At 46.9% G+C, this 25,927-nt stretch carries 20 protein-coding genes; 13 read left to right on the top strand and 7 right to left on the bottom strand.

Annotated elements, in window-relative coordinates; all coding sequences use genetic code 11:
* The first annotated feature begins 163 nt into the window (after positions 1-163).
* From QHH26_04720 to QHH26_04700, 5 genes are all read left to right on the top strand, one after another.
* Positions 164-2,437 (top strand): hypothetical protein, encoded by a 2,274-nt coding sequence (locus tag QHH26_04720; GenBank protein MDH7481268.1) that lies wholly within the window; start codon positions 164-166, stop codon positions 2,435-2,437.
* Between the two features lie 166 nt (positions 2,438-2,603).
* The gene (locus QHH26_04715) at positions 2,604-3,914 is read left to right on the top strand and encodes an alpha-L-fucosidase (protein MDH7481267.1); all 1,311 of its coding nucleotides are present in this window, start codon (positions 2,604-2,606) and stop codon (positions 3,912-3,914) included.
* A gap of 93 nt (positions 3,915-4,007) precedes the next feature.
* Positions 4,008-5,270, top strand: a complete 1,263-nt coding sequence (locus tag QHH26_04710) for a right-handed parallel beta-helix repeat-containing protein (protein ID MDH7481266.1) — start codon at positions 4,008-4,010, stop codon at positions 5,268-5,270.
* A 3-nt stretch (positions 5,271-5,273) separates the two neighbouring features.
* The gene (locus tag QHH26_04705; GenBank protein ID MDH7481265.1) at positions 5,274-6,938 is read left to right on the top strand and encodes a sulfatase-like hydrolase/transferase; all 1,665 of its coding nucleotides are present in this window, start codon (positions 5,274-5,276) and stop codon (positions 6,936-6,938) included.
* A gap of 64 nt (positions 6,939-7,002) precedes the next feature.
* Complete coding sequence (locus QHH26_04700) at positions 7,003-8,262, top strand: DegT/DnrJ/EryC1/StrS family aminotransferase (GenBank protein ID MDH7481264.1); 1,260 nt, start codon at positions 7,003-7,005, stop codon at positions 8,260-8,262.
* Between the two features lie 39 nt (positions 8,263-8,301).
* Here QHH26_04700 and QHH26_04695 read toward each other — a convergent pair whose 3' ends face one another.
* Positions 8,302-10,695: a PQQ-binding-like beta-propeller repeat protein gene (locus QHH26_04695; protein ID MDH7481263.1), complete on the bottom strand. Its 2,394-nt coding sequence runs from the start codon at positions 10,693-10,695 to the stop codon at positions 8,302-8,304.
* Positions 10,696-11,037: 342 nt separating this feature from the next.
* Here QHH26_04695 and QHH26_04690 point away from each other — a divergent pair, with 342 nt between their 5' ends.
* The gene (locus tag QHH26_04690) at positions 11,038-13,446 is read left to right on the top strand and encodes a DUF4838 domain-containing protein (GenBank protein MDH7481262.1); all 2,409 of its coding nucleotides are present in this window, start codon (positions 11,038-11,040) and stop codon (positions 13,444-13,446) included.
* Between the two features lie 165 nt (positions 13,447-13,611).
* Positions 13,612-14,730, top strand: a complete 1,119-nt coding sequence (locus tag QHH26_04685; protein ID MDH7481261.1) for a site-2 protease family protein — start codon at positions 13,612-13,614, stop codon at positions 14,728-14,730.
* A 106-nt stretch (positions 14,731-14,836) separates the two neighbouring features.
* Here the strand turns inward: QHH26_04685 and QHH26_04680 are convergent, their stop codons facing one another.
* Both QHH26_04680 and QHH26_04675 read right to left on the bottom strand, forming a co-directional pair.
* Positions 14,837-15,118 carry a hypothetical protein gene (locus QHH26_04680; GenBank protein ID MDH7481260.1) on the bottom strand — a complete coding sequence of 94 codons (282 nt, stop codon included), beginning with the start codon at positions 15,116-15,118 and terminating at the stop codon, positions 14,837-14,839.
* A 24-nt stretch (positions 15,119-15,142) separates the two neighbouring features.
* Positions 15,143-15,391, bottom strand: coding sequence for a hypothetical protein (locus QHH26_04675; protein MDH7481259.1), 249 nt, complete (start codon positions 15,389-15,391; stop codon positions 15,143-15,145).
* A gap of 429 nt (positions 15,392-15,820) precedes the next feature.
* On the opposite strand from QHH26_04675, the gene QHH26_04670 reads away from it, so the two are divergent.
* The 3 genes from QHH26_04670 (at position 15,821) to QHH26_04660 (ending at position 18,493) form a co-directional block, all read left to right on the top strand.
* Positions 15,821-16,699, top strand: coding sequence for a phosphate ABC transporter substrate-binding protein (locus QHH26_04670; GenBank protein ID MDH7481258.1), 879 nt, complete (start codon positions 15,821-15,823; stop codon positions 16,697-16,699).
* A 378-nt stretch (positions 16,700-17,077) separates the two neighbouring features.
* Positions 17,078-17,248 carry a hypothetical protein gene (locus QHH26_04665; protein MDH7481257.1) on the top strand — a complete coding sequence of 57 codons (171 nt, stop codon included), beginning with the start codon at positions 17,078-17,080 and terminating at the stop codon, positions 17,246-17,248.
* An 84-nt stretch (positions 17,249-17,332) separates the two neighbouring features.
* On the top strand, positions 17,333-18,493 hold the full coding sequence (locus QHH26_04660; GenBank protein MDH7481256.1) for a multiheme c-type cytochrome: 1,161 nt from the start codon (positions 17,333-17,335) through the stop codon (positions 18,491-18,493).
* A 10-nt stretch (positions 18,494-18,503) separates the two neighbouring features.
* Here QHH26_04660 and QHH26_04655 read toward each other — a convergent pair whose 3' ends face one another.
* On the bottom strand, positions 18,504-19,787 hold the full coding sequence (locus QHH26_04655; GenBank protein ID MDH7481255.1) for an alpha-glucosidase/alpha-galactosidase: 1,284 nt from the start codon (positions 19,785-19,787) through the stop codon (positions 18,504-18,506).
* Positions 19,788-19,987: 200 nt separating this feature from the next.
* Between QHH26_04655 and QHH26_04650 the strand changes: the two genes are divergently transcribed.
* The gene (locus tag QHH26_04650) at positions 19,988-21,529 is read left to right on the top strand and encodes a sodium-dependent transporter (GenBank protein ID MDH7481254.1); all 1,542 of its coding nucleotides are present in this window, start codon (positions 19,988-19,990) and stop codon (positions 21,527-21,529) included.
* 164 nt (positions 21,530-21,693) lie between these two features.
* Complete coding sequence (locus QHH26_04645; protein MDH7481253.1) at positions 21,694-22,605, top strand: hypothetical protein; 912 nt, start codon at positions 21,694-21,696, stop codon at positions 22,603-22,605.
* Positions 22,606-22,724: 119 nt separating this feature from the next.
* Here QHH26_04645 and QHH26_04640 read toward each other — a convergent pair whose 3' ends face one another.
* The gene (locus QHH26_04640; protein MDH7481252.1) at positions 22,725-23,381 is read right to left on the bottom strand and encodes a hypothetical protein; all 657 of its coding nucleotides are present in this window, start codon (positions 23,379-23,381) and stop codon (positions 22,725-22,727) included.
* Positions 23,382-23,922: 541 nt separating this feature from the next.
* Here QHH26_04640 and QHH26_04635 point away from each other — a divergent pair.
* On the top strand, positions 23,923-24,570 hold the full coding sequence (locus QHH26_04635) for a GNAT family N-acetyltransferase (protein ID MDH7481251.1): 648 nt from the start codon (positions 23,923-23,925) through the stop codon (positions 24,568-24,570).
* Positions 24,571-24,698: 128 nt separating this feature from the next.
* On the opposite strand, the gene QHH26_04630 is transcribed toward QHH26_04635, so the two are convergent.
* Together QHH26_04630 and QHH26_04625 are read right to left on the bottom strand one after the other, a co-directional pair.
* On the bottom strand, positions 24,699-24,887 hold the full coding sequence (locus tag QHH26_04630; GenBank protein ID MDH7481250.1) for a hypothetical protein: 189 nt from the start codon (positions 24,885-24,887) through the stop codon (positions 24,699-24,701).
* A 174-nt stretch (positions 24,888-25,061) separates the two neighbouring features.
* Positions 25,062-25,913 (bottom strand): DUF4382 domain-containing protein, encoded by an 852-nt coding sequence (locus QHH26_04625; GenBank protein MDH7481249.1) that lies wholly within the window; start codon positions 25,911-25,913, stop codon positions 25,062-25,064.
* Between the last annotated feature and the right edge of the window lie 14 nt (positions 25,914-25,927).

Here is a 25,927-nt window from a genome sequence, read left to right as displayed (position 1 = left end):
GTACCGAAAGAAGAAGAGGTTTAAAACATCCAGCTTTTCTGAATCCTGAAATTTCCTGAAGACTTCCTTCCCGAAGCAGTTTGCTCTCTTGACAGAACCGCATATTGGTTGCCAAAATATGCGCACAAAGGTGAGCCTTTAAGCAATCTGAAAGGATGCTCGAATGAAGAGATTTGCATTCATGTTGTTAGCCTTATTATTGGTCGGATGTGCTCAAGCCGAGGTAGTCAATCTTCGCCTTGGGCCAGAAGGTGAGATACTCGCGTGGCTAGTTGCTGGTCCATTTCCGAATCCGCATAACAAGGATTTTAAAGCTTGCAGAGGATTCGAAACCGATTACCTTCGCAAAGAGGTTAAAGCCCGACCTATCGAAGGTCGCAAGGAGTTGTTTTCCCTCTCCTGGCGGCTTGCTGTGGGCACGAAAGAGAATGGCATAGATTTGCTTTCAGTTTTCCCGAATTCAAAGGCCGCAGTTGGCTATCTTTATGCGGGGATTGTCAGTAAATCAAATATAACTGCGCATCTCCTGGTGGGAAGCGATGATGGCGTGAAAGTATGGGTCAATGGAGAACTACTGCACGTAAGCCATCAAACACGAGGCGTCAAGCGTGATGAGGAGCGGTTGGAAGTTCGGCTTAATGAGGGTGTCAATCACATTCTTTTCAAGGTTGACCAGCATTTTGGGGGTTGGGGACTGATTGCTCGAATCGTAGGCACTAATGGTTTGCCGATTGCCCATCTAAGGGAAGTTTTAGACATTAACTCAAAGCCGGCTAAAAAAGAAAGTCTGGCCCTTGTGCTTCTCCGTACGGCAGTTGGCAAGCAGGGTAGCTTGGATGTGGACGTACTCAACCAATACATTAAGTGGGAGGCGAAGTCCACTTTTTGGACGCCCTGGCTTTCCGAGATAAAGGATAATGCCATCCCTCTTCAAACGTCCTTGACCACGTGGAGAAAGCGGCTCTCAGTGCCTCCTCCAAATGCCGATGTGCTCTCAGCCATGCTCGGCGAGGCGGCTTTTGATCTTGAGAGGCGGTTCAATGCAGCGTGGGACAATTTTCATTGCTATATGCAGGCTCCACGGGCTCTTCTTGATGTTGACCCTACGAAAGAAGATTATATTCGGGTTGCCCCTGGTGGCCGGTACTTTGTACATTCCGATGGCCGATTCTTTACCCCAATAGGCTATAATCATAATCCTGAATGGACGCCGCTCAATAGGTGTGCACCTGGTAGGCCAGGGTATGATTTGGCAGTTGCGGAGGAGTTTTTCAAGCGTCTTAAGGATTCTGGAGTAAATCTGCTAAGGATGATGATTGACCTTCCGCTCAGTTCTCTTATAGAGAAACCCATTGGCGTCTTTGTGCCAGAACACGTCTTGTGGATTGATGAAATAGTAAAGCTGGCGCGAAAGCATGATATCAAGCTGATGATAACGCCGTGGGATACTTTTTGGATGAACCACAGGTGGGATGAGAACCCTTACAACGTGAAGAATGGCGGACCGGTAGAAAAGAAAGTGGATTTCATCACTAAGCGTGAAGTGATTGAGGCACAAAAACGACGTTGGAAGTACATCATTGACCGCTGGGGCAATACTGGCGCAATCTTCGCCTGGGAGCTGCTTAATGAAGCTGACTATTGGTGGGGGGCGTCTCCGGAGCAAGTCATTGCGTGGGCAAAGGAAATTGGCGATTTTGTCCGCAATTATGAGAAAAGTAAGTGGGGTAGAAACCATCTCATTTGCATCTCAACAGGCCGGCCAATGCCAAAAGAAGGCTGGGATGATCTTGCATATCATTTACCAGGGATGGATTTCGCTACAACTCACCTTTATATTGGCGTCTCGAATGCCCCGGATGAGCCAATAGGTCCTGCGTTTACTGAAAAGCAGGGTGTAGAGTATGCAATTTCTCAAATCAAAGACAATCGCCCATATATTGACGGCGAGAATGGTCCGATTAACCGCTGGATTGCTGATGTGAACTTGGATAACGAAGTCTTTCATAATATGTCATGGGCACATCTAGCATCTGGTGGTGCAGGAAGCGGCCTTAGGTGGCCCTATCGGAATCCCCACCATCTATCCGACGGCATGTATCGGACGCTCGCGCTTATGAGTCATTTTGCTAAGGAAGTTCCGTGGAGAAAGTTGGTCGGCAATCGAGTCACGGTTGAAGTGCCGGTCCCGGAAGGCTGGGTATCATGTTCAATCAGCACGAAGGAATGTGCACTTGTGTGGGTTGCTGCACCGAAAGCAGAGCGGATGAATATTTGCTTATCTTGGCCAAACGGCCCAAAAAGCGCAAGGTATAGGTGCTACGATACGAAAACCGGTGAGTGGGTCAACGGAGCTGCAACATTGGTTGATGGTAAGTTTGACATCCGCCTGCCAGGCGAGCATGTTTCGGTAGCAGTTATATTGGAAAATTTTTAGAAAGTTATCCACAAAAGCTCTCACTATTAAGCTTCCTCTTCTGGCTTATTCTAAGAAGTTCAGCCTTTGATATTCGATTAAGTATCTTCTCTGAAGAGGGAAACCAGATTCGCACACCGAAAGGGAATAGGAGGCAATTTTTATTTTTTAGAGGGGGAAAGCGGTTATGAATTGTACTTTAAGGGTCCTCTTTGCTTGTTTTCTTGCAAGTATTGTACTAATTGGGACCGCAGTAGCCGAGGAATCTCCGGAGCAAAGAAATGCTCGAATGAAATGGTGGCGCGAGGCAAAGTTCGGCATGTTTATCCATTGGGGAATCTATTCAGTCCCTGCGGGTACGTGGAAGGGCCAGCAAATCCCTGGTATTGGCGAATGGATAATGTGCACTGCAAAAATCCCTGTAGCCGAATACGCTGAGCTGGCAAAGCAGTTCAACCCTGTAAAGTTCAACGCCGATGAGTGGGTTCGCTTGGCGAAGGAGGCAGGGATGAAATATATCGTTATCACCGCAAAACACCATGACGGTTTTGCTATGTTCCGGTCAAAAGCAAGCCCATTCAATATCTACGACGCCACGCCTTTTAAGCGTGATCCCCTCTTGGAATTGGCAGACGCCTGCCGAAGGCACGGCATAAGACTAGGCTTCTACTATTCTCAGGCGCAGGATTGGCATCATCGAGGTGGGAGCGCATGCCGAGGGCATTGGGACGAGGCGCAGGAAGGCGATATGATGGATTATATTCGAAACATTGCTGTGCCCCAAGTCCGTGAGCTTCTATCTAATTATGGGCGCGTCTCAATACTTTGGTGGGATACGCCGTGCGGCATGACAAAAGAAATGGCTGATATGCTTCTGCCTCTTACCAAACTTCAACCGGGAATCATAACCAATAATCGCCTTGGAATTTACCCGGGCGACACGGAAACCCCTGAACAACACATTCCAGAAAGTGGTTATGCCAACCGCGACTGGGAGACCTGCATGACGATGAACGACACATGGGGCTATAAATCCTATGACAATAACTGGAAGTCAACGGAGACGCTTATTCGCAACCTAATTGATATAGCAAGCAAGGGTGGAAACTATCTGCTCAATGTTGGGCCAACAGCAGAGGGGGTAATCCCACAGCCAAGCGTAGACCGCTTACGTGAAATAGGTAAGTGGATGAAGGTAAATGGCGAGGCGATTTACGGAACGACGGCAAGTCCGTTCAAGAATCTGCCTTGGGGGCGTTGTACAAGAAAAGGCAAAACTCTTTATCTACATGTCTTCGACTGGCCCAAGGATAAAATGCTACGCGTGCCGATGAAGGGAGAAGTAAAGAAGGCATACCTACTTGCTCAGCCTGAAAAGCCGTTGATAACAATAAAGACTGAAAATGGCATTGGCATCGTTGTCCCAATTACTGCGCCCGACCCGGTGGCAACTGTAGTGGCGCTTGAGGTCAAAGGTGATATCTTACCAATTGAGTGATGCCTGTGCATTGTTATTGGAGAAACAACGGCTGACTACAAAAGACTTGGCAATTCTTCAGATGCTTTTCAATGGCTTGTTGAGGGATGAGGTATGTACAGAGTTATCATTATGTGCCTAATTAGCTTGCTTTTTGTTTCTGGGGCTGGAGCCCAAAGAAACCAATCTATGATTGACCTTGTAAAGACTGGGAAAGTAAAGGTTGCTCGGGCATCGTGGTGGGGATTCGATGCGGCAGATTCAACTAGTGCAATCCAGGATGCGATAAATTCCGGCGTCAGAAAGCTGGTTATTGATAATGTTGGGTCGCCGTGGATTGTTAAATCGATTATGCTGGTTAGCAACCAAACTATTGTATTTGAGCCGGGAGTCGAAGTCATTGCAAAACGAGGGGAATTTAAGGGGAAAGGCGATTGCCTTTTTCGCGCGAACGGCAAGGAGAATATTACACTCATTGGCTACGGTGCAGTCTTGCGCATGCGTCGTGCCGATTATGATGGACCTGGTTATGAGAAAGCGGAATGGCGTCATGTGCTTTCTATTTGTGGTTGCACTAATGTTAAGGTGTATGGCTTGACGCTTGCGGAGAGCGGCGGCGATGGAATCTACCTTGGTTCAGGGCGAAATGGCGAAGTGAATAAGAATATAATCATTAGGGACGTGAAATGCATTAGGAATTATCGGCAGGGCATTAGTGTCATAAACGCAGAAAATCTCCTAATCGAGAAAACTATAATGTGCGGCACTGCGGGAACTCCGCCCCAGGCAGGGATTGATTTTGAGCCAAACCTACCGAGCGAACGGCTTGTAAATATTGTGATGCGCGATTGCGTTGCGCGTGATAATCAAGGAGATGGTTACGAGTTCTATCTTTCACCATTAAAAGCGATGTCAGAGCCAGTGTCGATTCGAATTGAGAACTGCACGTCAATCGGCAATAATCACTCAGTATTTCTTGCTACAGGTAACTCGAAGGAAGATGCTGTCAAGGGAACAGTCGAGTTTGTGAATTGTAATTTCCGCGGCGGACGAAACGGCGGACTGTTCATTGTGAACAAGCCGGAGAGTGGGTGCAAAGTTCGATTTATGGATTGCTCGATTCTCGACCCAGAGGGTGGGCCGCCAATACTTTTAAAGGTCGAAAAAAGCTCAAAAGAGCCAATTGGCGGGATAGAGTTCCATAAATGTCTCATTAGAAACTTAAAGAATCGAGCGCCCGTTATATATGAAGACAATTATGTTAAAGTTCCCCCTAAAAGTGTCTTTGGGGAAATCATTCTTGATCAAGGTTCTGAGAGGAAATCAGTTGAAGTCAGGGCCGAGTGGATAATTGGTCTGCAGTCAAACTGGAGGTAATTTGTGGACAAACCCAATGTTGTCATTATCATGACAGACCAACAGCGAGCAGACTTGTGTAAAAGGGAGGGTTTTCCCCTTGACACTACGCCATTCCTTGATTTGCTTGCAAGGCGTGGGGTTTGGTTCAACAAGGCGTACACTTCTATGCCCGTTTGTGCGCCGGCAAGGGTGAGCATGCTTACTGGAAGGTGGCCAAGTGCCCATCGGGTCAGGACAAACCACAACATAGAGGATGCATACTATACCGAGGACCTTTTCGATGTCTTTAGAAGGCATGGATACTCTACTGCCCTTATTGGCAAAAACCATTCGCACCTTTCGCCTGAAAAATGCGACTTTTGGTTTGAGTGCGGCCACCTGGGAATTCACGGAGATGGTCTCTCTCAGCAGGAGAGAGCCTTCAACAAGTGGATGGAGGAAACCCATTTCCACATGTCCCTTGAACCGACACCATTTCCACTTGAGTGCCAGATTCCTTATCGCTTAGTTTCAAAGGCTGAGGAATGGGTCAAGTCAATTGGGAGGCGGCCGTTCCTCCTATGGCTTAGCTTTCCTGAGCCGCACAATCCTTATCAAGTTCCTGAGCCGTACTGGTCAATGTTCCCGCCTGAGATTCTGCCATTGCCTCGGGCGGATGAGAGTACTTTGGAGGTAAAAGGATTTAAGTACTGCTGGTGCCGCGCGTGTTTCGAGCTAGCTTTCCCAGGCTTTAAAGAACAAATACCACGAGCAAGGGCTAGCTATTTAGGGATGCTTCGCTTGCTCGATGATCAAATTAGCCGCTTTGTTGAGTTCCTAGATGCCCAAAGATTGCTTGAGAATACAATTATAGTTTTTCTTTCCGACCATGGTGATTTTGTTGGCGAGTATGGGCTTCTTCGCAAAGGCCCGGGGCTGGCGGAGGTGCTCGTGAGAATACCACTGCAGTTTTTTGGACCTGGGATTCGGCGTATTGAGAATCCACACCCAGCCCATGTCTCAATTGTTGACATCATGCCTACGCTTTGCGAGGCGGTTGGCATCCAACTTCCCGATGGAGTTCAAGGAAGGAGTCTGTGGCCATTGTTAACAGGCGAAGGTTATCCAGAGGGGGAATTCAACAGCGCCTATGTGGAGCATGGTTTTGGTGGGCTTCATTATACGGGGGACGAAGATCTTGATCCGACTGCTGATGGACTGACGGTAAGTACTTTTGACGGTTCTTGTACTTTAGATAAGGCTAATTGGGGAGCTTTTGACTGCCTGAACTCGTGGACGCAAAGTGGCACGATGGCAATGGTGCGTAAAGAAGATTGGAAGCTTATTTTTGATATGGATGGGCGTGAGCAACTCTACAACATTATTGATGATCCCTTGGAGCTGTATGATTTTTCCACTGTCCTCGCTCAAGGCGTATCTAATAACGTAAGTGCACTGAAGAACGATTTGGAGGAGGTCCTCGTTCGTTGTGCTGGCATGCGAGGGAAAGAGTTTGCAAGAAGGCTTTGCCATAATGGAATAAGTTCGATTGCAATGCTGTGTCGAGTGGAAAGGGAATTGATTGGGGAGATGTTGAAATGGCGGCTTCGCGTACAGGATTCTTTGCCTCTTCCGAGACGGCGTTATGTATTAAAGCGGCATCCTAGAGGCTACTGGGAAGCGCAAAGCTCCAATTATTGCACATGAGAAAGCCAAACGCTTAGGTTTTTGCAGTATACAATCAAATTGAAAAGAACTTGGGAGGTATGAGATGGAAGAAAAGAAGAAATACACGGGGGCCGATACCGAAGGCGGCATCACCAGCAGTTACAGCGTTGATGACGGAGTCGTTTTGAAAGTTCCATATTCGTTTTTTGGCTCGATATATGATGAAGAAGAGCGAAATGCAGCATGGGCGGCAATGCAGCAAGACACATTGACGATGGGACCCCAGGTAGCGGCATTCCAAAAAGAGTTTGCGGAAATGTGCGGAGTGAAATATGCCTTTGCTACTTCAAACTGTACGACAGCTATGCATGTTTGCACCCAGGCATTGGGGATTGGGCCTGGCGATGAGGTTATTGTCACACCGAACACCTTTATTGCTACTTCGCTTGTTTTATTGAAAGAAGGCGCGCGGCCAGTTTTCGCAGACATTGATCCAAGGACTTTCAATATTGACCCAAATCAGATTGAGGACAAGATTACAAGTCGAACTAGGGCTATTTATGTTGTTCATTACGGGGGACAGATGTGCGACATGGATCCAATTATGGAGATTGCGCGGAAATATAATCTTGCAGTGCTCGAGGATTGTGCGCACGCTCCTGGTGCTGAATATAAGGGGTGCAAGGCAGGTAGCATTGGCGACTTTGGATGTTTCAGTTTTCACTCTCTAAAAAACATGACTACATGCGGGGAGGGTGGCATGATAACCACCAATCGCGATGATATGGTGGATGCCATCGAAAAACTTCGTTGCATGAATCTTCAGCCTTGGGAGAATCAAACCGATTATTGGATTCCGTCTCATTTCAATGTCGTGGATGTAAACGGCAAGTGGGGTTGCAATTATCGCATGAATGAAGTTCAGGCGGCGGTGGGGCGAGTTCAGCTCAAGAAGCTTCCAATGCTAAATGAGAAGCGCAGGGAGATTGGACGAAGGATTACCGAGGGAATCAAAGGGATAAAGGGAGTAACTCCGGTTTATGAAGACCCGAACTGCACGCATGTTTATCACCTCTATACTGTTTGTATTGAGGAAGAAGAGCTGGGTGCCAGCCGGGATGACTTTATGCGTGTTCTCTACCGTGAGGAAGGGATTCAGGGTATTCTTCACTACCAGCCGACATATCATTTTGATGGCTTGAAGAAACTCGGATATGGCGACCACCTTTGTCCTGTGCATGAGGATTTTTTCTATCGGCGGGAGTTTAACATACCAATGCATCCTCGACTGACCGATCGTGAGATTGAGGATATGATAGCAGGGATTCGGAATACAGCGGAAAAGGTGCGGAAGAGGTTGTAATCCGCACCTTTTCAATGGTAAGAGTCGCTTAGAAATGATTTATTGCCCTATGAATGCGTAAACATTTCCATCATAGGCGCCGACATAGACCGCATTTCCCGAAATAGCCGGCGAGGATGCAATTGGAACACCAAGGTTGTGGCTCCAAAGTTCCTCACCACTTGTAAGCGACAAGGCATACAGTTTGCCGTCACTTGCGCCAATGTACACTGTGTTGCCAGAAATGGCAGGTGAGGAGTTGACATCGCTGCCGCCTCGCTTGTATGGCTGGAGGGAAGAAACACTTGGGCCTGTTTGGAAGGTCCAAAGAAGCTTTCCATCCTTTGTAGAGAAAGCACATATGCGTCCATCTGCATCACCGACGACCATTGTTTCTCCCGAGATTGCAGGTGTTGATGCACTGTCGCCGAGTTTTTCAGTGCTTTCCCAAACGGTTTTTCCATCTATGGGGTTGATTGCAACAGGAAATCCGTTTCGTATAGCGTAGATGAATTCCCCGACTGCTGAGCAACCCCGAAAATTGCCGTCCAGTTCCCAGATTTTTTTGCCCGTCTTTCGGTCTATTCCAAATGCTCCAGTGCGCGACGTAATAATTAATTGGCTACCCGAAATCATTGGCGTAAGTGGACAACTTGGCCACCAATCATGGCCGCCTAGGTCCACCTCCCAAAGCCGCTCCCCACTGTCAGCTTTGAATGCTGCCAAGTAAGTTGTTCCACCCGCATAGACCACATTAGCGAACACTACAGGAGCGGCGATTTCCCATCGTTCGTTTTCAGCTCTCAATCCCTGCTTCCACAAAAGCCTCCCATTTTGTGCATCAAGAGAGTATAGGTAACCCGTTACGCTTATGGCAAATACTCGGCCTTTGGAGAATGCAACCGAATTCTTGACTGCGCTATCGGTTTTAAAGCGCCATCTAAGTTTTCCACTTTTAGCATCGAATGCATAAACGCCGCAGTCTTTTAAATTGCCAAGATCGTTGGTGCCCACAAAAACTAAGCCCTCCCCAACCACTGGAGATGATATTCCGATGAATCCTCCCGCATGCGTCGCCCATGCTAATCTCAAAGGTGGACAAACGCGGTCGGGAGAGCTACCAAGATGGTGGTGGTCGCCATGGAATTGAGGCCAATCTGCTCCTGTTATGATGGAGGGCATATTATCCACTGCTTGAAATGTGGATTCAGTTTTCCACGTCCGGCCGCTTATGTCAGTTACAGTGGCAATAAGCTTTTGAGCATCGCTGGACTGAGAGTCTACTTTGATCTCGCCCACCCAGCTCCAACTGCCGGCTGGTTTTAGCGAAGTTTTTCGTTTGCCTACTTCGCATTCGACTTTTGCAATTTTTGAACGCGTGTCATATGCATTTACTAACAGCTTTAGGTTGCCTTTTGGGGCAAAGGAATATCCAGCCGGACTTACCACGGTAACATTCTCGCTAAAACCTGCGAGTCTTAGTTCGCTTGATGCCTCTTCGCCAGAAATCTCTATTATTCTGAAACCGCGGGCATTGCGGTCAATCCCTCCAAACCTGAGCGGTGGTGTGTTAAGGTCGAGTATCCCATTTCCGTTGCTTACTCGATTTCCGTGCCAGTGTCCTGAGACAATGAGGAGTCCTCCGAGGCTTGCGAAATATTTTAGTTGCTCACGGCTGGGCCAGAAATGTTGGGCGAGGATTAGCCGCGTTCCTTTGGGGGAAGCCGCCAAGTCTTTTGCAATCCACTCTTTCTGCACATTATTTGCATCGAAGTCTAGGCAATTTATGACTAATATATGGTAGTCCCCAACGTTAAACGAATAGTAATCTGGGCCAAGGAATTTGTGATAATTCGCCAGGCGGTCCTCTCCCCTGCATGCATCGTGATTTCCTATTACATTAAAAAAGGGAATTTTAAATCGGGAGAGAGCGCGTACGTAGTTTTCGTATTCCTCAATATTTGAACCCACATTAACTAAATCCCCAGTAAGGATTACAAAAGCAGGTTTTGGGGTAAGTGCGTTGATTTCATCTATGTCTTCGGTAAACGTTTTGGCGGTTTCTTCATTGTTCACATGAATATCGGTAATTTGGACGAAACGCAGAGTCTTTGAGAGGGATTCTGGCCAGGGAACCATAGGGAAATCAATACGCTTTACTTTCCCAACCTCGCTAAAAAAGCTCTTTGCAGGTCGATAGCCTTTCGGAAGAGACACAAACACAATTCTGCCGCCTTCGGTTTCCAGAGTGTAATTGCCCGAACCATCGGTTAGCACTACCTCCCGCCCATCGGAAACGGCCACCTTGTCAAGGGGGATGTCTTGCGCTCCGGCCAATCCATCGCCGTCTACATCCACGAATACTTTGCCGGTGATTGTTAATCCAAAAGCAGGGATTGCAACCAATAAAAGGAGGATCCCTATATAACAAAAATTGATTCTATTCAGACGCATTTCCTTAACCTCCTCTATTTTGATATTGTGTCGTACGCAGAGGGAATTCCTTGTTCGAAAACTAAGTTACAAGGAATTCGATAACATTTTATAGAATCTGCATCCAAGGATTTGTGTTTATTTCGCAGACCATCCATTATCTGAGCCGACTGTAGAACTTGCGTTGGTCTGAATTTCGGAAAAGAAATTTATTTTTGTTTTTGGGCATGGTTAGAAATCTAGGGAGTTCGGCTGATTAGGCTGTAATTTCGGCTACCTCATGACTAGCTGTCCTTTGCTTGGAATTGGTGGCTAGTCATCTAGTTTTAATCAAAATAATTCTAAAACGTGAGGATGCAAAAGATGTCAAATTACTCGAACAAACGGCTGTTATGTTTTTCGATTATGGTGCTCGCGTTGATTATGGGACTCAAGCGGGTGAATCCTTACCCTAGCCAGCTTTCATTGGCAGGAAGCGTGGGTGTTGGAACGCTTAATCCCGCGCGATTCGATTTGCATGCTGTTCCAAAGCAGCGTGGGGATTTAACGGGAGAGCTGATACTTGCGCGGAATAGTCAGACGGACTACTCAATTGTCGTTCCGAGGGGTTTATCTGCATCGGCTCCAGAGATGACGGCTGCCCGAGAACTGCAAAAGTACCTTGGGCAGGTGACTGGAGCATACTTTTCCATAGTTAGTGAGCAGGCTGCAAAGGCAAATGGCGGCAAAATTCTTATAGGCCAGAGCCGAACTGTAAGGCGCCTTTTGGTGGGTGTGGATTGGGATGCGCTGGGGCATGACGGTATTATCATTCGGACCGTGGGCGATTCCCTCCTCCTCGCCGGTGGGAAGCCGAGGGGAACTTTGTACGCTGTATACACTTTCCTCGAGGATATCGTAGGAGTTCGCTGGTGGACTAGCACAGAAAGTTACATCCCAGTAAAGAAAACCCTCATCATACCCAAGCTTGATATAGTTTATAAGCCCAAAATTCTCTATCGCGAGGCATTTTATGAAGATACAAACTCTAATCCGTTGTTTGCCGTAAAGCTTAGGCTGAATGGGCATTTTACGCCAATTCCAAAGGAGTATGGCGGGCATTATTCAATACTAGGTTGGTGTCATACCTTTTATTCATTGCTGCCTCCCCAAATCTATTTCCCAAAACATCCGGAATGGTATAGCGAAATAAACGGCAAAAGAACTGCAGACTGGGCGCAGCTTTGCCTTTCCAATGAAGAAATGCGCGAAGAGCTTACACGGAAGGCGCTCGATTGGATACGCAAGAATCCTGACGCTGGAATCATCTCTATCAGCCAAAATGACTGGCATGGATATTGCCAGTGTGCAAAATGCAAGGCGGTGGACCAGGAAGAGGGCTCGCCATCGGGTTCGCTTATTCGATTCATAAACAAGGTGGCAGAAGATATTGAGAAAGAGTTTCCCAATGTGCTGGTTGAGACGCTTGCATACCAATATACTCGGAAGCCGCCTCTACACGTGAAGCCGAGAAAAAATGTGGTCGTCCGTCTCTGCTCAATTGAGTGCAATTTCCTCCATCCGTTAGACAGCGACTACAATGCTTCCTTTAGAGATGACGTGCGAAAGTGGGCGGCGATTGCACCGAATCTCTATATTTGGAATTACGTTACTGACTTCGCCGCTTACATACAGCCACACCCAAATATGCGGTCTCTTGTGCCCGATATTCGCTTTTTCGCCGCGAACAATGCCATTGGCGTTTTCGAACAGGGCAATCCAGGTTGTACAATCGGCGACTTTGATAAGCTCCGCGTGTGGGTTATTGCGCATGCACTTTGGAACCCAGATGTTGATGATAAAGCTCTAGTTAGGGAATTTTTGAATGGTTATTATGGTGCAGCTGGGCCATATCTTCAGCGGTATCTTGATTTAGTACATGATTCGGCCGAGAATACAGGGATGCACCTAAGTTGCTATAACACGGACCTTAGATTTCTTCCACTTTCGGTAATGAATGAGGCAATGCGTTTGTTCAACAAAGCACAGGAAGCTGTAAAGAATGACCCTGTGCTATCAGCGCGAGTCAGGCGGGAGCGACTTGTGCTTGACCATGTATGGCTTATAAGATATCACGAACTCAAGCAGGAAGCTGTGGCAAACGGCATTCCGTTTGAGGGTCCAGATGACCCCATGAAGCTATGCAAAGAGTTCATTCAATTGGCACGAAAATATGGAAATCGAAATGCCACTGAGGGTCAATCATTTGAATCATATGTTCCTGCGCTTGAGGCAAGGTTCATCACTCCGCCTACACCAGAAGAGCTGACTAACCTCCCATCGGATGACAAAATTGAGTTCCAAGAGAGTGAAGTGCAGCTTATTGGCGTAAATGAAGGTTGGGTTCAAGCAGTGAGCGACCCATCTGCGTCGAATGGCTCAGCGGCGAGGATGCCAGGCAGTCATACTCAATGGGCAACCCAGCTCCACATTACTGACACTTTGGCAAAAAAGCTTCAAGGGAAATGGCGCTGCTATGTCGTGATTCGCTGTGAAACAGGAGATAAGGGCGGGTTATTCCAATGTGGCATATACGATGCTAACCGTGGACATGTGGCTCTGTTTCGACCATTTGCTGCAAAGGCGGATGAGTCTCACTACAAGACCTATTATCTTGGAACCCATGCACTCCGACCCGGGATGTACCTTTGGGTTTCGCCGCTTGGTGATTTAAATTCTTTGAAGGCAGTCTATATTGACCGATTCGTACTGGTGAAAGATGAGCAAAAGTAGGTCTGCGAGTTATGGAAAGTGAGCATGGGGAAACACTTTAGTAGAGTATACGAGTGAGCCTCAAGGTAGCAAGCGGTTGTTGCTTTTGCAAGTAGGTTTGACAAGTACCTATGGTGGGTAACAAGCAAACGAGAAAGCTCATTAGCTGAAAAGGTGGCGAGTCACATGAATATAAAGCTTGGAAGGCTTCTCGGCGTTCCGATTAGCATAGACATAAGTTGGTTTGTAATCTTTGCGCTAATTGTATATACCCTTGCGGAATATTATTTTCCAAGGGCAAGTCCCGAATTTACAAAGGCAATGAACTGGTTGGCAGGGTTAATTGCGGCTCTGCTACTTTTTGCAAGCGTGTTGCTTCACGAACTCATGCATAGTTATGTAGCTAAAAAGAATGGCATTGAGATTGGGGGGATTACCCTTTTCATATTCGGCGGGGTATCGAAGCTGAAAGATGAACCCCAGACCCCAGCATCAGAGCTTGCAATGGCACTTGCAGGGCCGGCGACGAGCTTCTTTTTGGCAGGCGCATTTTGGCTACTGGCATTGCTGGGTGGTCAGCCTCTTTTGGGCGATATTGGAGTAAGGATAGTAGAGTATTTGGCGGTAATTAATCTTTTTCTTGGCATTTTTAACATGTTGCCAGGGTTTCCGCTTGATGGCGGGCGAGTGCTACGGGCAATCCTTTGGGCAGGTTTAGATAGTCTAGACAAGGCGACGAGATACGCTTCTTCTGTTGGGCAAGGGCTCGGCTACTTATTTATAATTGGCGGCTTTTGGATAATGCTTTTCGGAGGCCTGTTGAGTGGGCTCTGGCTCGTCTTTATCGGCTGGTTTTTGAGCAATGCCGCACAGCAGAGCTACCAGCAACTCGTGATTCGCAGGGCCCTTTCGGGGGTGGATGTGCATCGAGTAATGACGCAGGATTTCCCACATATCAATCCCAACATGCCACTTGATGAGTTTGTGCATGACTATCTTTTGAGATACGACTATCAGGCTTATCCTGTTACAGAAGATGATAACCTCATTGGCGTTGTAGGTGTTGGTGAGGTCAGACATGTGCCGCGTGAGCAGTGGCACGTTACGCCGGTAAGAGCTGTGGCGAAGCAGCCGGATGATGAAAAGAAGATCAACGAAAATGATGATGCTTTCGATGCACTAATGCATATGGCGGAGGGGCACGTCCGGCGGCTCTTAGTAATGAGCGATGGAAAGCTGAAAGGAATGGTGACACAGGATAGTATTGTTGATTTATTACGCAAAAAGCTTCAGCTTGGAGTCTAAAGGATAGGTTTTGAGTGGCAAAATGCAGTAAAAAAACCAAAGGCCGGCCTTGGAAGCTTAGACCGGCCTATTATTTTCCTCCTTGCTAAAACTTTTAAAGATATGCTTAGGTTCTCGAATCGCCATTGGAAAATAGGCTACGCAACCAGTTCAACAGCTGTCTAAAGATGCCCTGTGAGTGACGAGTAGCTTTCTTATCTCGAATGTCAGGCGGAAACTCGTCGGCAAAAAATGCTTGGAGTTCTCTCAACAGCCGCACCTTGCTTTCCTCTGGAAGGTCCTCGGCACGCTTCACTCCGTAAGCGGCGAATTGGCGTTCGATTATTTCGATTGCTTTGTTGGCAACCGACTGAGGAACATCAGGTGCAAACTGGAAAATTTTCCGCATTCCAAATCTCCACTAAGGTATATTTTACACAACCGCTGCAAGGTCGGACACAAGATTAACCCTTTGTTGAGGGCACAGGCTAGCTGGATTCAAATCGTGTCCTTGGTATATTGACTCGTAATCGAGATGACGATCAATCACTTTTGCCATATCATTTGCCTTAGATACTAGGGAATCCCAGTCCGAAACCACAGGGAGTGGAAGTTCGTCGAGGTCTGGAAGCTCGAGTAGCTTGTCAACTTCCTGCGGTATAATTCCAATTTTTTCGCGCATTTTCTTCACCCCCCGAATTTTGTAATTTTGTTTTTGTCTACCCAAACGCCGCGCAGTGCTAAACTGCTGGAGAGGGTCCGTTGATATTTTATTGGAGGCGAATTATGCGGGAAAATTAGGGGAGGAGAAGCCGGAATATAATAATCAAGGTTGCCAACGGGGAATCTCCGCTCAGAATAAATTTTGAGGTATATTTTATCTTATCAGAGCTAGAGAAGGTCTCCTGAATTTTTTATAATTAGCCTGGGTGGCACTTGATTGGAAGTAGCGATTGTAAGGCTTCCGTATATTCTTGTGCCGTTGGAGATGCTTGCTGATTATGCAAATTATTTTTTGAGGTTTGGGAGGGAGGTGAGAATTGCTTATATCCTAGTAGCTACGGGTTAAGTAGTAGAATGTTTAGCAAACTTCAACAAAAAGGAGCAAGTTATGAAAAAGTTTTTGCCAATTTTAATGCTAGTTACTTTGGTGTTGGCAATGATTCAAGGATGCAGTCGCAGGGTGGCAATGCAAATCAAAGGTTCAGATACGATGGTCAATCTGGGCCAAGCATGGGCAGAAGCCTACATGAAAGAACATCCAGGTACGAGTATTGCGGTAACTGGGGGTGGCTCAGGCGTTGGCATCGCAGCGTTAATAAATGGGGACACCGATATAGCTCAGGCGTCTCGAGAAATGACCCAGGAGGAAATGAATCTAGCAAAGAAGAAGGGGTTGAACCCCCAACGATTTGTAGTCGCGCAGGATGGCCTCTCGGTCATCGTAAATCCAAAAAACCCTGTGAGCAAACTGACCATAGCACAGCTTTCGGATATTTATACTGGTAAAATCACAAACTGGAAGCAAGTTGGCGGCAAGAATGCTCCCATTGTTGTGCTTTCCCGTGACAAAAGCAGTGGGACCCATGTGTTCTTCCTTGAGCACGTAGTTCGAAAGGGCAACCCAAAAGGTACCGAAGAGTATGGAAGGTCCGTTCTGATGCAGGTTTCGTCTCAGGCAATTGCCGAAGAAGTGGCTCAGAATGAGAATGCGATAGGCTATGTCGGGATGGGTTATGTGGACAGGTCTAAGCACAAGACGATTGCTGTTGCCAAGGCAGCAGGATACCCTTATGTCGAGCCTACTGTTGAAAATGTCTTGAACGGTTCATATCCGGTTGCCAGGCAGCTTTACTTTTATACGCCGAACAAGCCCACTGGAAACGTCAAGGATTTCATAGATTTTGTACTTAGTGACGCTGGGCAGAGAATAGTTGCCAAGCTGGAATTTGTCCCGATTAGAACGGTGGCAAAAGAAGCTAGCAAGTAAATATTCTTGCCAAAAGAAGGAATATTTTTGGAAAGGTATTGCAAAAATTAGAAAAATCTGCGAAAATAGTTTGTAGCTGAACCAGTAACAGAAAGTTTTCTGACTACCTAAGCAAGGAGTGGATTGCGGGTATTTTTTGGCAGGGCTGAGAAATCAGTCTTGCCAACGGCCGGAGAGGGTATGCTGGGCCCCTCTCCGGCCAAGATTTTATTTTGCCTTCAAGTACCGGTTTTGGGTGTTTGCGCTTTCGCTGGCAAGTAATTACTTTCACCTATTCCCCTCAGCCTCAAAACAATTTGAAAGGTAGTTTTTTAGCTGGAATAATGCTATACTAGATATGGTTCTTATGCTTTCTTTTTGCAAGGTGGGTTGGCGGTCATGAAACGAGAAATCGCAAAACCGAGAATCTTGTTGCTTCTTGCTGTTTTGTTTATTGGATTGGCGTTATTTTCTTCTGTTACCTTTGCGGAAAAGAAATTTAGCCCACATCAGCTCACAATTCTATTCACGGGCGACGACCAGGGGAATATTAAAGCCCCATGTGGGTGACACAACAAAGAGAGCCTCGGTGGGGTTCCAAAACGAGCAACGTGGTTAGAAAATTTTCGGAAGTCCGGCAGCTCTTTCATCTTAGTGGATACTGGTGATGCAATAGTCGGAGTAGGCAAGCAAGCTGAAATTAAGACTGCCGCATATGCTGAGGCGCTGGCATATATGGGCTACGACGCCGTTGCAATGGGTGAGACAGAGGCTAGGTACGTTGCCGAATGTGGTAATAAGCAACTTTATGGGAAGAATGTTCCTTTATTAGCAGTAAACGCGTTCGATGCAGGTAGCAACAAGCCGCTTGCTGATAGGGCTTATATTGTCAAAAAGACTCAAGAAGGTCTAAAAGTAGGCATCACGGCGGTAGTTGGCGACAATCTCATATTCCGAGCTTTGCCTGGCAATGAAAAGCTGAAAATAACCGATGCTTTGGAGGCTGTGCGCAAACAGGTTGACGAACTGCGCAAGAAGGTTGACCTCGTAGTTCTTTTAAGCCACACCGGTTATGACCTTGCCAAGCGCATTGCAACTGAGATTCCTGGAATTGATGTTATTCTGGTTGGCCACCAAACAGCTTCATCGCCTGCCGCCTCGGTTGAAAACATCGGCTCTACAGTTTTAATGCAAGCCAAGAGCACCGGAACTCACATTGGCAAGCTTGTTCTTGATATTAACCAGGAAAAGAAAATTGCAAATGCAGCGGGCGAGTATGTTCCTTTAACCTCTGACCTGGCCGATGACCCAAGGATGGTTAAGGTCATCGAAGAACACGACAGGCAGTGGGAAGCCTATATAGCTAGTCTCCGGGCGCAATATTCATCTCCTGCATCGGCCTCAACAGGAGAGGTTGGTCAGTCACAGCCGAGGCCGTTTGTGGGAGCGCTGAAATGCCGTGAGTGCCATCGCTCGGAATATGATTCCTGGTTGAAAACGGCACATGCTAAAGCGTTTCAAAGTTTGAGGAAGGATAATCGCACTACAGACCCCGAGTGTGTAAGCTGCCACACCACTGGCTACAAGTCGAAGGGCGGTTTCACGAGTGAATATGCCACTCCACAGCTTCAGGGTGTTCAATGTGAGGCTTGCCATGGCGCAGGCGTTATCCACACTCGCAGGCCGGCAAAAGGTTTTGGGGCAGTGCTTCAGTCATCATGTACGCAGTGTCATGATGCAAAGAACAGCCCGAATTTTGACTTCAAAGCCTACCGAGAAAAGATTTTGCACAAGGCTGATGCAGCCGCCCAGTAGTGATTCCTTCTTATTTTTGGAATTGCGGCAGATATGGCGCCTCTAGCGCAAGGAGTTCGTCTAGGATTTTTTCCGCTGAGTCAACCGAATTTACGACCGGATCGGCAAGCAGTGCTTGGAGAGCAATCTGTCGTGAGCCTGTAACTGCTGCGTCTACGACCAGCTCCTGAACCCCGATTTGTGTGTTGCATAAGGCGGCTATCCCCGCCGGCAGAGCGCCAACTGAGATTCCAGAGATGCCGGCGCCACTTATGACTGCTGGTACTTCAACGATGGCATCCATCGGCAGGTTTGAAATAAGGCCGTCGTTTGGGATATTCACAGCAAGTTCAACGTGGTTGCTATTAGTAAGAATCCCCTCGATAATGCTGAACGCACGTTCGCCGGAGCGGTGTTCAATTAAAGGCGTAACGGGTTCATCATCCCGCAAAATTCTCGAAATCCGTTCACTAACGTCTGCCTTGTATTTTTCCGAGCTGGCGAAGTCGAAACCCTTTAGACCACAATACTCCCAAGCGAATGGCAAGTATTCGCCGATGTGGTCGTCGCCAGGTGATGGATAATAGCCAAAAGTGTCGAACATCTTCCTCGATAGCGGTTGGAAGCTTGGATCGTAGTCCTTTAGCTTTTCGCGAAGAAGTGGGTATGCATCTTCCCCGGTGTCCTTAAAGCGGAGGTCCAGAATCCATGTAAAATGGTTCAATCCGGCCGCCTTTGCGTCAAGGTTTTCTTGGTCAACCTCCATAACCTTGGAAAGTCGCCAAAGTTCGCCGGCAATTCCATGACATAAGCCAACGAATGAAACGTTGGTATATCGGTTTACCGCCATTGAGATGCGGGGCACGGGGTTGGTAAAGTTAAACACAAGAGCGTTCGGGCATAACCTTTCAATATCATGGCAGATATCAAGAATTATTGGTATATTTCGCATCGCATGGAAAAGTCCACCTGGGCCGCCATTTTCTCCAAGCACTTGCTTGACCCCATATTTTAGCGGGATTTCGAAGTCAAGTTTCCAAAGTTCATTCCGTCGAACCGCGATTGAGATGACGACAAAGTCTGCGTCTGGCAGTGCTCTTGTGCGGTCTGTTGTTTGCTCAATATTCAAGCCAGCACCAGCCTGGTCGTTCATCTTTCGGGCGATGGTACCCATTGCCTCAAGTGCGGCACTGTCTATGTCAACAAGACAAACGGTGCTACCTTTAAGACATGGTATATTTACAAGATCGCTTAGAGCGCCGAGTCCAAAGGAAGCGCTACCGACGCCAATCAGGACTATCTTCACGTTTCTCATTCAGAAGCCTCCTTTTTAATTTGCAATCCAAAAAAGCGACGAGTTGATTAAATAACAATTTCAATAAGTTATACTACTAAACCTGTATGACGGCAATTAATCTATCGGGCTGTGGCAGTAAAGAGAACGAATATGCTATAATTTCCGCGAATTGAGCATTGTTTTTTCATAAAAATTCCGGTCTTTTGAGGGAGTTTGCGATGAACCAAAGAGAGCATTGGGCAAGCAGGATTGGATTAGTGCTTGCAATGGCTGGGAGCGCTGTTGGGCTCGGCAACTTTCTAAGGTTCCCTGTTCAAGCCGCTGGGAATGGCGGTGGGGCCTTCATGATTCCTTATTTTGCCGCATTAATTCTATTAGCGGTGCCTCTCATGTGGGCAGAGTGGGCAATGGGGCGGTTTGGAGGAGTTCGCGGTCATGGGACAACTCCGGGCATTTTTAAGCTATTGTGGCCCGGGCGCATATCCAAATATTTAGGTGTTCTTGGAATTGCTTTTCCGCTTACAGTTCTTATTTGGTATACCTACGTTGAGTCATGGACATTAGCATACAGTTATTTTTCGCTTACCGGCGCATATGCAGGAATTGAGACGCGTGAAAAAATGGCGCAATTTCTAGGCAATTTTCTTGGCGGTGGCGGATATACGACCGCATATATTTTCTTTATAATCACAATTTTGCTTAATTTTGTCGTCATCTATCGTGGAATCACCCGAGGTATCGAGGCGCTAGCGAAGATTGCCATGCCAATCCTTTTCCTCTTTGCAGTCATTCTCGTCATAAGAGTTTTTACTCTTCGTGGAATAACGCCTGAACATCCGGATTGGAATGTTATCAACGGCTTGGCATTCTTGTGGAATCCTAGATTTGAAAAGCTTGGCGACTTAAGGATATGGCTTGCGGCTGCTGGACAAGTATTCTTCACGCTGAGCCTTGGATATGGTGTAATCCAAACATACGCTTCTTATGTTAGGAAGAATGACGACATTGCATTAAGTGGTCTGGCGACTACTGCCACAAATGAGTTTGCAGAGGTGGTTCTCGGCGGCTCGCTTGCGATACCCCTTGCATTTGCATTTTTCGGCCCCGTTGCGATGAGTGAGATAGCAAAGGCAGGTGCCTTTGACTTAGGTTTTATGTCAATGCCCATTGTGTTTGGACATTTGCCATTAGGGGGGTTGCTGGGGGCACTTTGGTTTGGCTTGCTTTTCTTCGCGGGTATTACGTCCTCCGTGTCTTTGGCTCAACCTGCGGTGACATTCCTTGAGGATGAGCTTGGCTGGTCGAGAAAAAAGTCGAGTATCAGTCTATTTGTGCTAGTTTTTATAGCTTGTCAATTCGTAATATTTGGAAAGGGATTCTTGGACGAGCTTGATTTCCTTTCCGGGACAGCTGGAATTGTGCTTTTTGCTGCAATTGAAGTAATCATATTCGCATGGATATTTGGAATGGAAAGGGGTTGGGAGGAGATAACCTCTGGAGCCGACATAAGAGTTCCGAGGATATTTTACTATGTCCTCAAGTATGTGACCCCTTTGTACTTGATTGGAGTGCTCGTAGGGTTCATAATTCAGCAGGGATTTGACGTGATAACCCTTAACGGCACCCCGCCGGAACAAATCCCTTGGAAGTGGGGTGCACGGGCGCTTGTATTTGGACTGATTGTTGCAATGATAATACTTGTCAGGTTTTCCAAGCGTTTAAGGGAAGAGGTGGTAAATGGTGAATCAGGAAATGATTAACATGACTACTGCTGGCTGGGTGTTTATGATTACATCATGGGTAGTTATTACAGTATTGTGCGCCTATTGCATCTTTAAAATCCTGACTTCAAAAAAACCGGCAGGCGAAGATGTAACACCTTTGGAGTAGCCCTCTTATATAGCTTGGAAGGTGGCGAATAATAATGCGCTTTGTTCGAGTCAGCTTAATCGTTCTGACGGCATTAATTTTGGCTTCATTGTCAGTAATATCATTCTGCGCCGAGGAGGCATCGCCAGAGCTGAGTCCTCGTCAGCTTGGACAGCAGGTGGATGTGCTTCAGATGGTTGTAGATTTGCAGTTGGATGAGAATCAAATCAAGGTGCTTGCCTCGAAAGCTACGGCGCTTAAGCAGAAGCGAGAGGAGCTTCAGAAGCGCGAGGATGAAATTCTCGCCTCAATCAAAGAACCTCTTCGCCAAATGAGAGACAAGCTTGCAGCAGGCCAACCTGTGCCTTCGTCGGTCTCGAGTGTTGCCGAAGCAAAGCTAAAGGAACTTCAAGAGCTTAGGATGAGTTATCAAAAGGAGCTTATGTCCGCAGCTGGTGCTGTGAACCAATTGATGACCGAGAAGCAAATACGCATTCTTACAAGAAGCCCGGAGGCTCAAAAGAGGGCGGCTGAAATCGTTGCGGAAGTTCGATCTACTCCTGAGGATAAGTGGCCTCAGAAGCTATCGGAGTTGACCGCTGAGTTAGTTGAAATCGGCAAGGTGGATAAAAAGGTTGAATGGGACAAAGCGGAGAAGGAAAAGCTAGAAGGTTTGACTAGCGAGGAGCGTGAAAACGCGCGCAAAGAGCTTGAGAAGCAGAAGGAAACCGATGTCAAGCAGATGGAGACCGAAATTAGCCAGCTGTTGACTAAAATACGGTTTGCAGATTCTAAGCTTAGGCAGATAGCAATTAACAATGTATGCTCGTACCTCAGGCCAAAGCTGGAAGTCCGCATGCAATTGTTTGACATGTTGGTGGGAATCCTAAACAATCCAGGCGCGGCAGATGCGCTGAATGCTCGTGTTGCCCATCTCACAACGGCAGGTAGTGGCTCGGAGAAATAAAAGCAAGCTGGCCGCCGGATATGCAATTAAGACTCGAACATATCGGCGGCCGGTGAATTTCCAATTCAATCTGATTGCTCTGAAATGTTAGAGTTTGGATTGGCTTAGGTGTTTGCTGCTTATGGGGTCTCAAATATTAGAGCAATCTTGTCTACAAAGCTTTCGACCCAATATCCATGCCAGGCAGCCATGCTTTCTGCCGCAGGGAAATCGTCTGGAAGCCCGAGCGTCCTTAGGCTCTGGGATTGTGCATCCCACCACCACGCTACAGTTGAAAGCCATCCGTGTGTGCGGCCTGCAGTTTCAAGGCTTACAGTTATATTGCCGTCTGTGACTTTTGCGTCTGCCCACGTGAATTCACGGTTGAAAGGATTTCCCATCAAAGTCCATCCTGTCTTCGGCAGGCTAACCCATATATCCATTGATTCATTGTCATTTAGCCCTTCATAAGAGAATCTGCAGGATGTATCCGAATTCAGCCAGTATCCGTCGGTTAAGAGCATGCCGCCGAATTCGTATGGCGCCCACTCGTCGTAGGGGATGAAAGACTTCGTAGCCGCATTAAAGCGATAGAGTTTGGATGGAGTGATGGGAATACTTCCAAAGATTGAGGGTGGGTCTGGATTAAGTGGGATTCCTGGTAAGGCAATTAGGTTCCATCCTGGCCAAATCGCATCTGGGCTCCCCTCTATTGGCGAGGTGAACGTTGTGATGCCAGCAGTAGCAGGGACCGCGAGTGTCATTATTGCTAGCGCTAAAATCAAAAACTTTTTCATTGGCCTCAGCCTCCCATTGGCAGATTATACGACTGCCCTTATGCTTTGTCAATACTTTGCTTAGCTTCCACTGAACTTGAGCTTTGTTCGTTGGTGATAAGTTTGAAATTAGTAATATTCTTCTTATTCAATTTAGCACTTCTAAACGCTTCAGGCAACAGGTAAAAATACCTAAATTTTCCGCATTTCTTATACCATGCATGTTTTTGAGATTTTCTCCGATTAGAAAGGAGTTCCTTTAGTAAAATATTAGGCGGTTGACCTGTAAAAATTATACTTGCGAAAAATCTGGCAAAGTCATTCCCATGTCAATGATTGTTTTTATGCCAACTTTACTAAGAGACCTTTTATTGTAAATACCCAGAGTAATGATAAGTTTCACCAAAATGTCTTGTTAAGAGGTTTTTGCTTTGGGTTCAGCGGTTATCCTTGAGCTTCTAACCAGACCGGGAAATTCCAAAGGTTTCACAGGAGGCGTTCTGTCACCTTCTGGGAGGAAAGAAACTACTTGTTCGTATAATAGATTTTTGGTGTAGTGAAAATGAAGATAGTTTTGAAAGAGGTTTTTCCTTCAGCCGAAGGGTTCGACAAGTTGATGGAGAAGGTGGAATGGCTCTACGAGGAATCGTTTCCACCACCAGAACGCCACCCGTTTGACAAATTACGCACTTTGCTTGAGAAAGAAGAAGTTCCAAGGCGCACTCGTATGATTGTAGCTTTGGACAACGATGAAGTCGTTGGCTTAAGTATTTTTCAATTTGCGCCAGAGGCTCGACTCGGCTACCTTTGGTATTTGTGTGTTGCACCTTCAGCAAGAAGGTTGGGTTTGGGCTCTCGTCTCTATCAGAGAACTCTGGAACTACTTGCACAAGAGGGTGCCACGAGCATGATCTTCGAGGTTGACCCGATTTCGACGCCGCCACATCCAATCTATGGGGACCCAGTTAAACGCCTGCGATTTTACGAAAGGCTTGGCGCACGAATAATAATTGGCTATGAGTTCTTTCAAAAGCCAATACCGCCGCATGACGAGGTAAGGCTCGACCTTATGCTCCATATTTTGGATGGAAGCAAGTGCGATGGCCCAAAGATAGCTCGCATTATTGAGGATTGGCTTTGGTATCTCAAGGGTCGAAAAGAGGAAGTTCCTTTGAATGTACGTCTAGGTTCATTAGAAGAATTGCTTTGATTGGAATCTATAAGTAAAATATTGGCAAACGCCCACACTTCTGTCATGAAGCTGTGGGCGTTTGCATAAGGGATTTACATTGTCAACATTGCAAGCGAGTCACCTTTAAGTTAATTCAGAAACTTTGCCTAATAATCTTCGTAAAAATCTTCATCTGCCAAAGCATGGGCTTTTGCGACTAGCCGGGCTTTTTCTTTTGAGCGCTTTTTCTTTCGCATATCGCAGTTCTCTTCCCAGCCGCCACATTTGCAGGACTCGCCAGTCATATCACACCATTGGACCTCACCGGCTCTCCACCAGAAATGGCACTCGGACATCAGAACCTCCCTCGATAGACGGTAACGGACACAGCCGTTACTTTGCACTCATTTGGGATTATCGGAAAACCAACTGAGGGTTTGGAGACGGTTAGTACTCGCAAAAATACTGGTTTCTTAAATATATAGGGGTTGTGGAGCGTTCAGCCTAGCCGAACGCTCCTGCGGTTGGAACTACTGAAGCGTTATAAGAATTGTACCGAGGTCGATTTCGGGTGGTGTGATTGCTTGGCCCGTAATTTCTTTTACAACCGTGCCATTGAAGACGATTTGGAAATCATAGTTTCCTTGCGGAAGGACTGAGATTGTGAATAATCCTATCAGTGGATTGGCATCCGAGGGTTCAATGTCAGCAGTGGAGATTAGGAACTCTGCCTCACCAATATGGCCAGCGGCGTAGACATTGATGACGGCGTCGTCAGGTATCGGTTGGGGTGTGCCACCTTGGTCTTTCACCTCAACTTTGCCGAATACTTTGGTTGCAATGTTCAAAGGCGACATTGTTAGCTTGGGTATGAGCATGAAGTTAGAGCTCCCAGGTGGGTTATTTACAAAGGACCTGCCGGCATTGAAGTCGAGGATTATGGCACACAGCTGGCCGGGCTCAACTGTGAACTCGCCAACACACTTGACGCCGGTTTGCTCAACATTTCGAAGATCAACATCATACCTGTCGGCTCCTTTGACTATCTCAGCCGAATCGAGCATCAGACGGATTTGAGTATAATGGCCACTTGAAAGTGGTGCATCCACAAGCAGGAGCGGAGGATTACCGAAAGCATAGTCTAGAAGGTTCACTTTTAGTGGTATGTCGTACGTTTTAACATTGGTCCAGCTGCCGCCTGCCTTATGTACATCTATGCTCTTTATACTAATGTTAATCTGGTCGGCATCGAATGGGGCATCCGTCAAGGATATTTGAATATGCCCGTTTCTGCTTGATGACCCACCGCAGCCTGTAAGAACCCATGCACATATTGCCGCTATCCCAAAAATAATGAGAATTTTCATGGTTTTTCGTCCCATAATTAATCCTTCCT

Source organism: Armatimonadota bacterium, from assembly GCA_029907255.1.
GTDB lineage: Bacteria > Armatimonadota > UBA5829 > DTJY01 > DTJY01 > JAIMAU01.
This window is presented reverse-complemented; position numbering and strand designations above follow the sequence as displayed.

Coding starts and splice junctions, on each gene's coding strand:
- QHH26_04700 (MDH7481264.1), top strand. CDS start 7,003: ATGGAAGAAAAGAAGAAATACACGGGGGCCGATACCGAAGGCGGCATC.
- QHH26_04655 (MDH7481255.1), bottom strand. CDS start 19,787: ATGAGAAACGTGAAGATAGTCCTGATTGGCGTCGGTAGCGCTTCCTTT.
- QHH26_04625 (MDH7481249.1), bottom strand. CDS start 25,913: ATGGGACGAAAAACCATGAAAATTCTCATTATTTTTGGGATAGCGGCA.
- QHH26_04715 (MDH7481267.1), top strand. CDS start 2,604: ATGAATTGTACTTTAAGGGTCCTCTTTGCTTGTTTTCTTGCAAGTATT.
- QHH26_04680 (MDH7481260.1), bottom strand. CDS start 15,118: ATGCGGAAAATTTTCCAGTTTGCACCTGATGTTCCTCAGTCGGTTGCC.
- QHH26_04645 (MDH7481253.1), top strand. CDS start 21,694: ATGCGCTTTGTTCGAGTCAGCTTAATCGTTCTGACGGCATTAATTTTG.
- QHH26_04720 (MDH7481268.1), top strand. CDS start 164: ATGAAGAGATTTGCATTCATGTTGTTAGCCTTATTATTGGTCGGATGT.
- QHH26_04635 (MDH7481251.1), top strand. CDS start 23,923: ATGAAGATAGTTTTGAAAGAGGTTTTTCCTTCAGCCGAAGGGTTCGAC.
- QHH26_04630 (MDH7481250.1), bottom strand. CDS start 24,887: ATGTCCGAGTGCCATTTCTGGTGGAGAGCCGGTGAGGTCCAATGGTGT.
- QHH26_04670 (MDH7481258.1), top strand. CDS start 15,821: ATGAAAAAGTTTTTGCCAATTTTAATGCTAGTTACTTTGGTGTTGGCA.
- QHH26_04675 (MDH7481259.1), bottom strand. CDS start 15,391: ATGCGCGAAAAAATTGGAATTATACCGCAGGAAGTTGACAAGCTACTC.
- QHH26_04690 (MDH7481262.1), top strand. CDS start 11,038: ATGTCAAATTACTCGAACAAACGGCTGTTATGTTTTTCGATTATGGTG.
- QHH26_04650 (MDH7481254.1), top strand. CDS start 19,988: ATGAACCAAAGAGAGCATTGGGCAAGCAGGATTGGATTAGTGCTTGCA.
- QHH26_04695 (MDH7481263.1), bottom strand. CDS start 10,695: ATGCGTCTGAATAGAATCAATTTTTGTTATATAGGGATCCTCCTTTTA.
- QHH26_04710 (MDH7481266.1), top strand. CDS start 4,008: ATGTACAGAGTTATCATTATGTGCCTAATTAGCTTGCTTTTTGTTTCT.
- QHH26_04640 (MDH7481252.1), bottom strand. CDS start 23,381: ATGAAAAAGTTTTTGATTTTAGCGCTAGCAATAATGACACTCGCGGTC.
- QHH26_04685 (MDH7481261.1), top strand. CDS start 13,612: ATGAATATAAAGCTTGGAAGGCTTCTCGGCGTTCCGATTAGCATAGAC.
- QHH26_04665 (MDH7481257.1), top strand. CDS start 17,078: ATGAAACGAGAAATCGCAAAACCGAGAATCTTGTTGCTTCTTGCTGTT.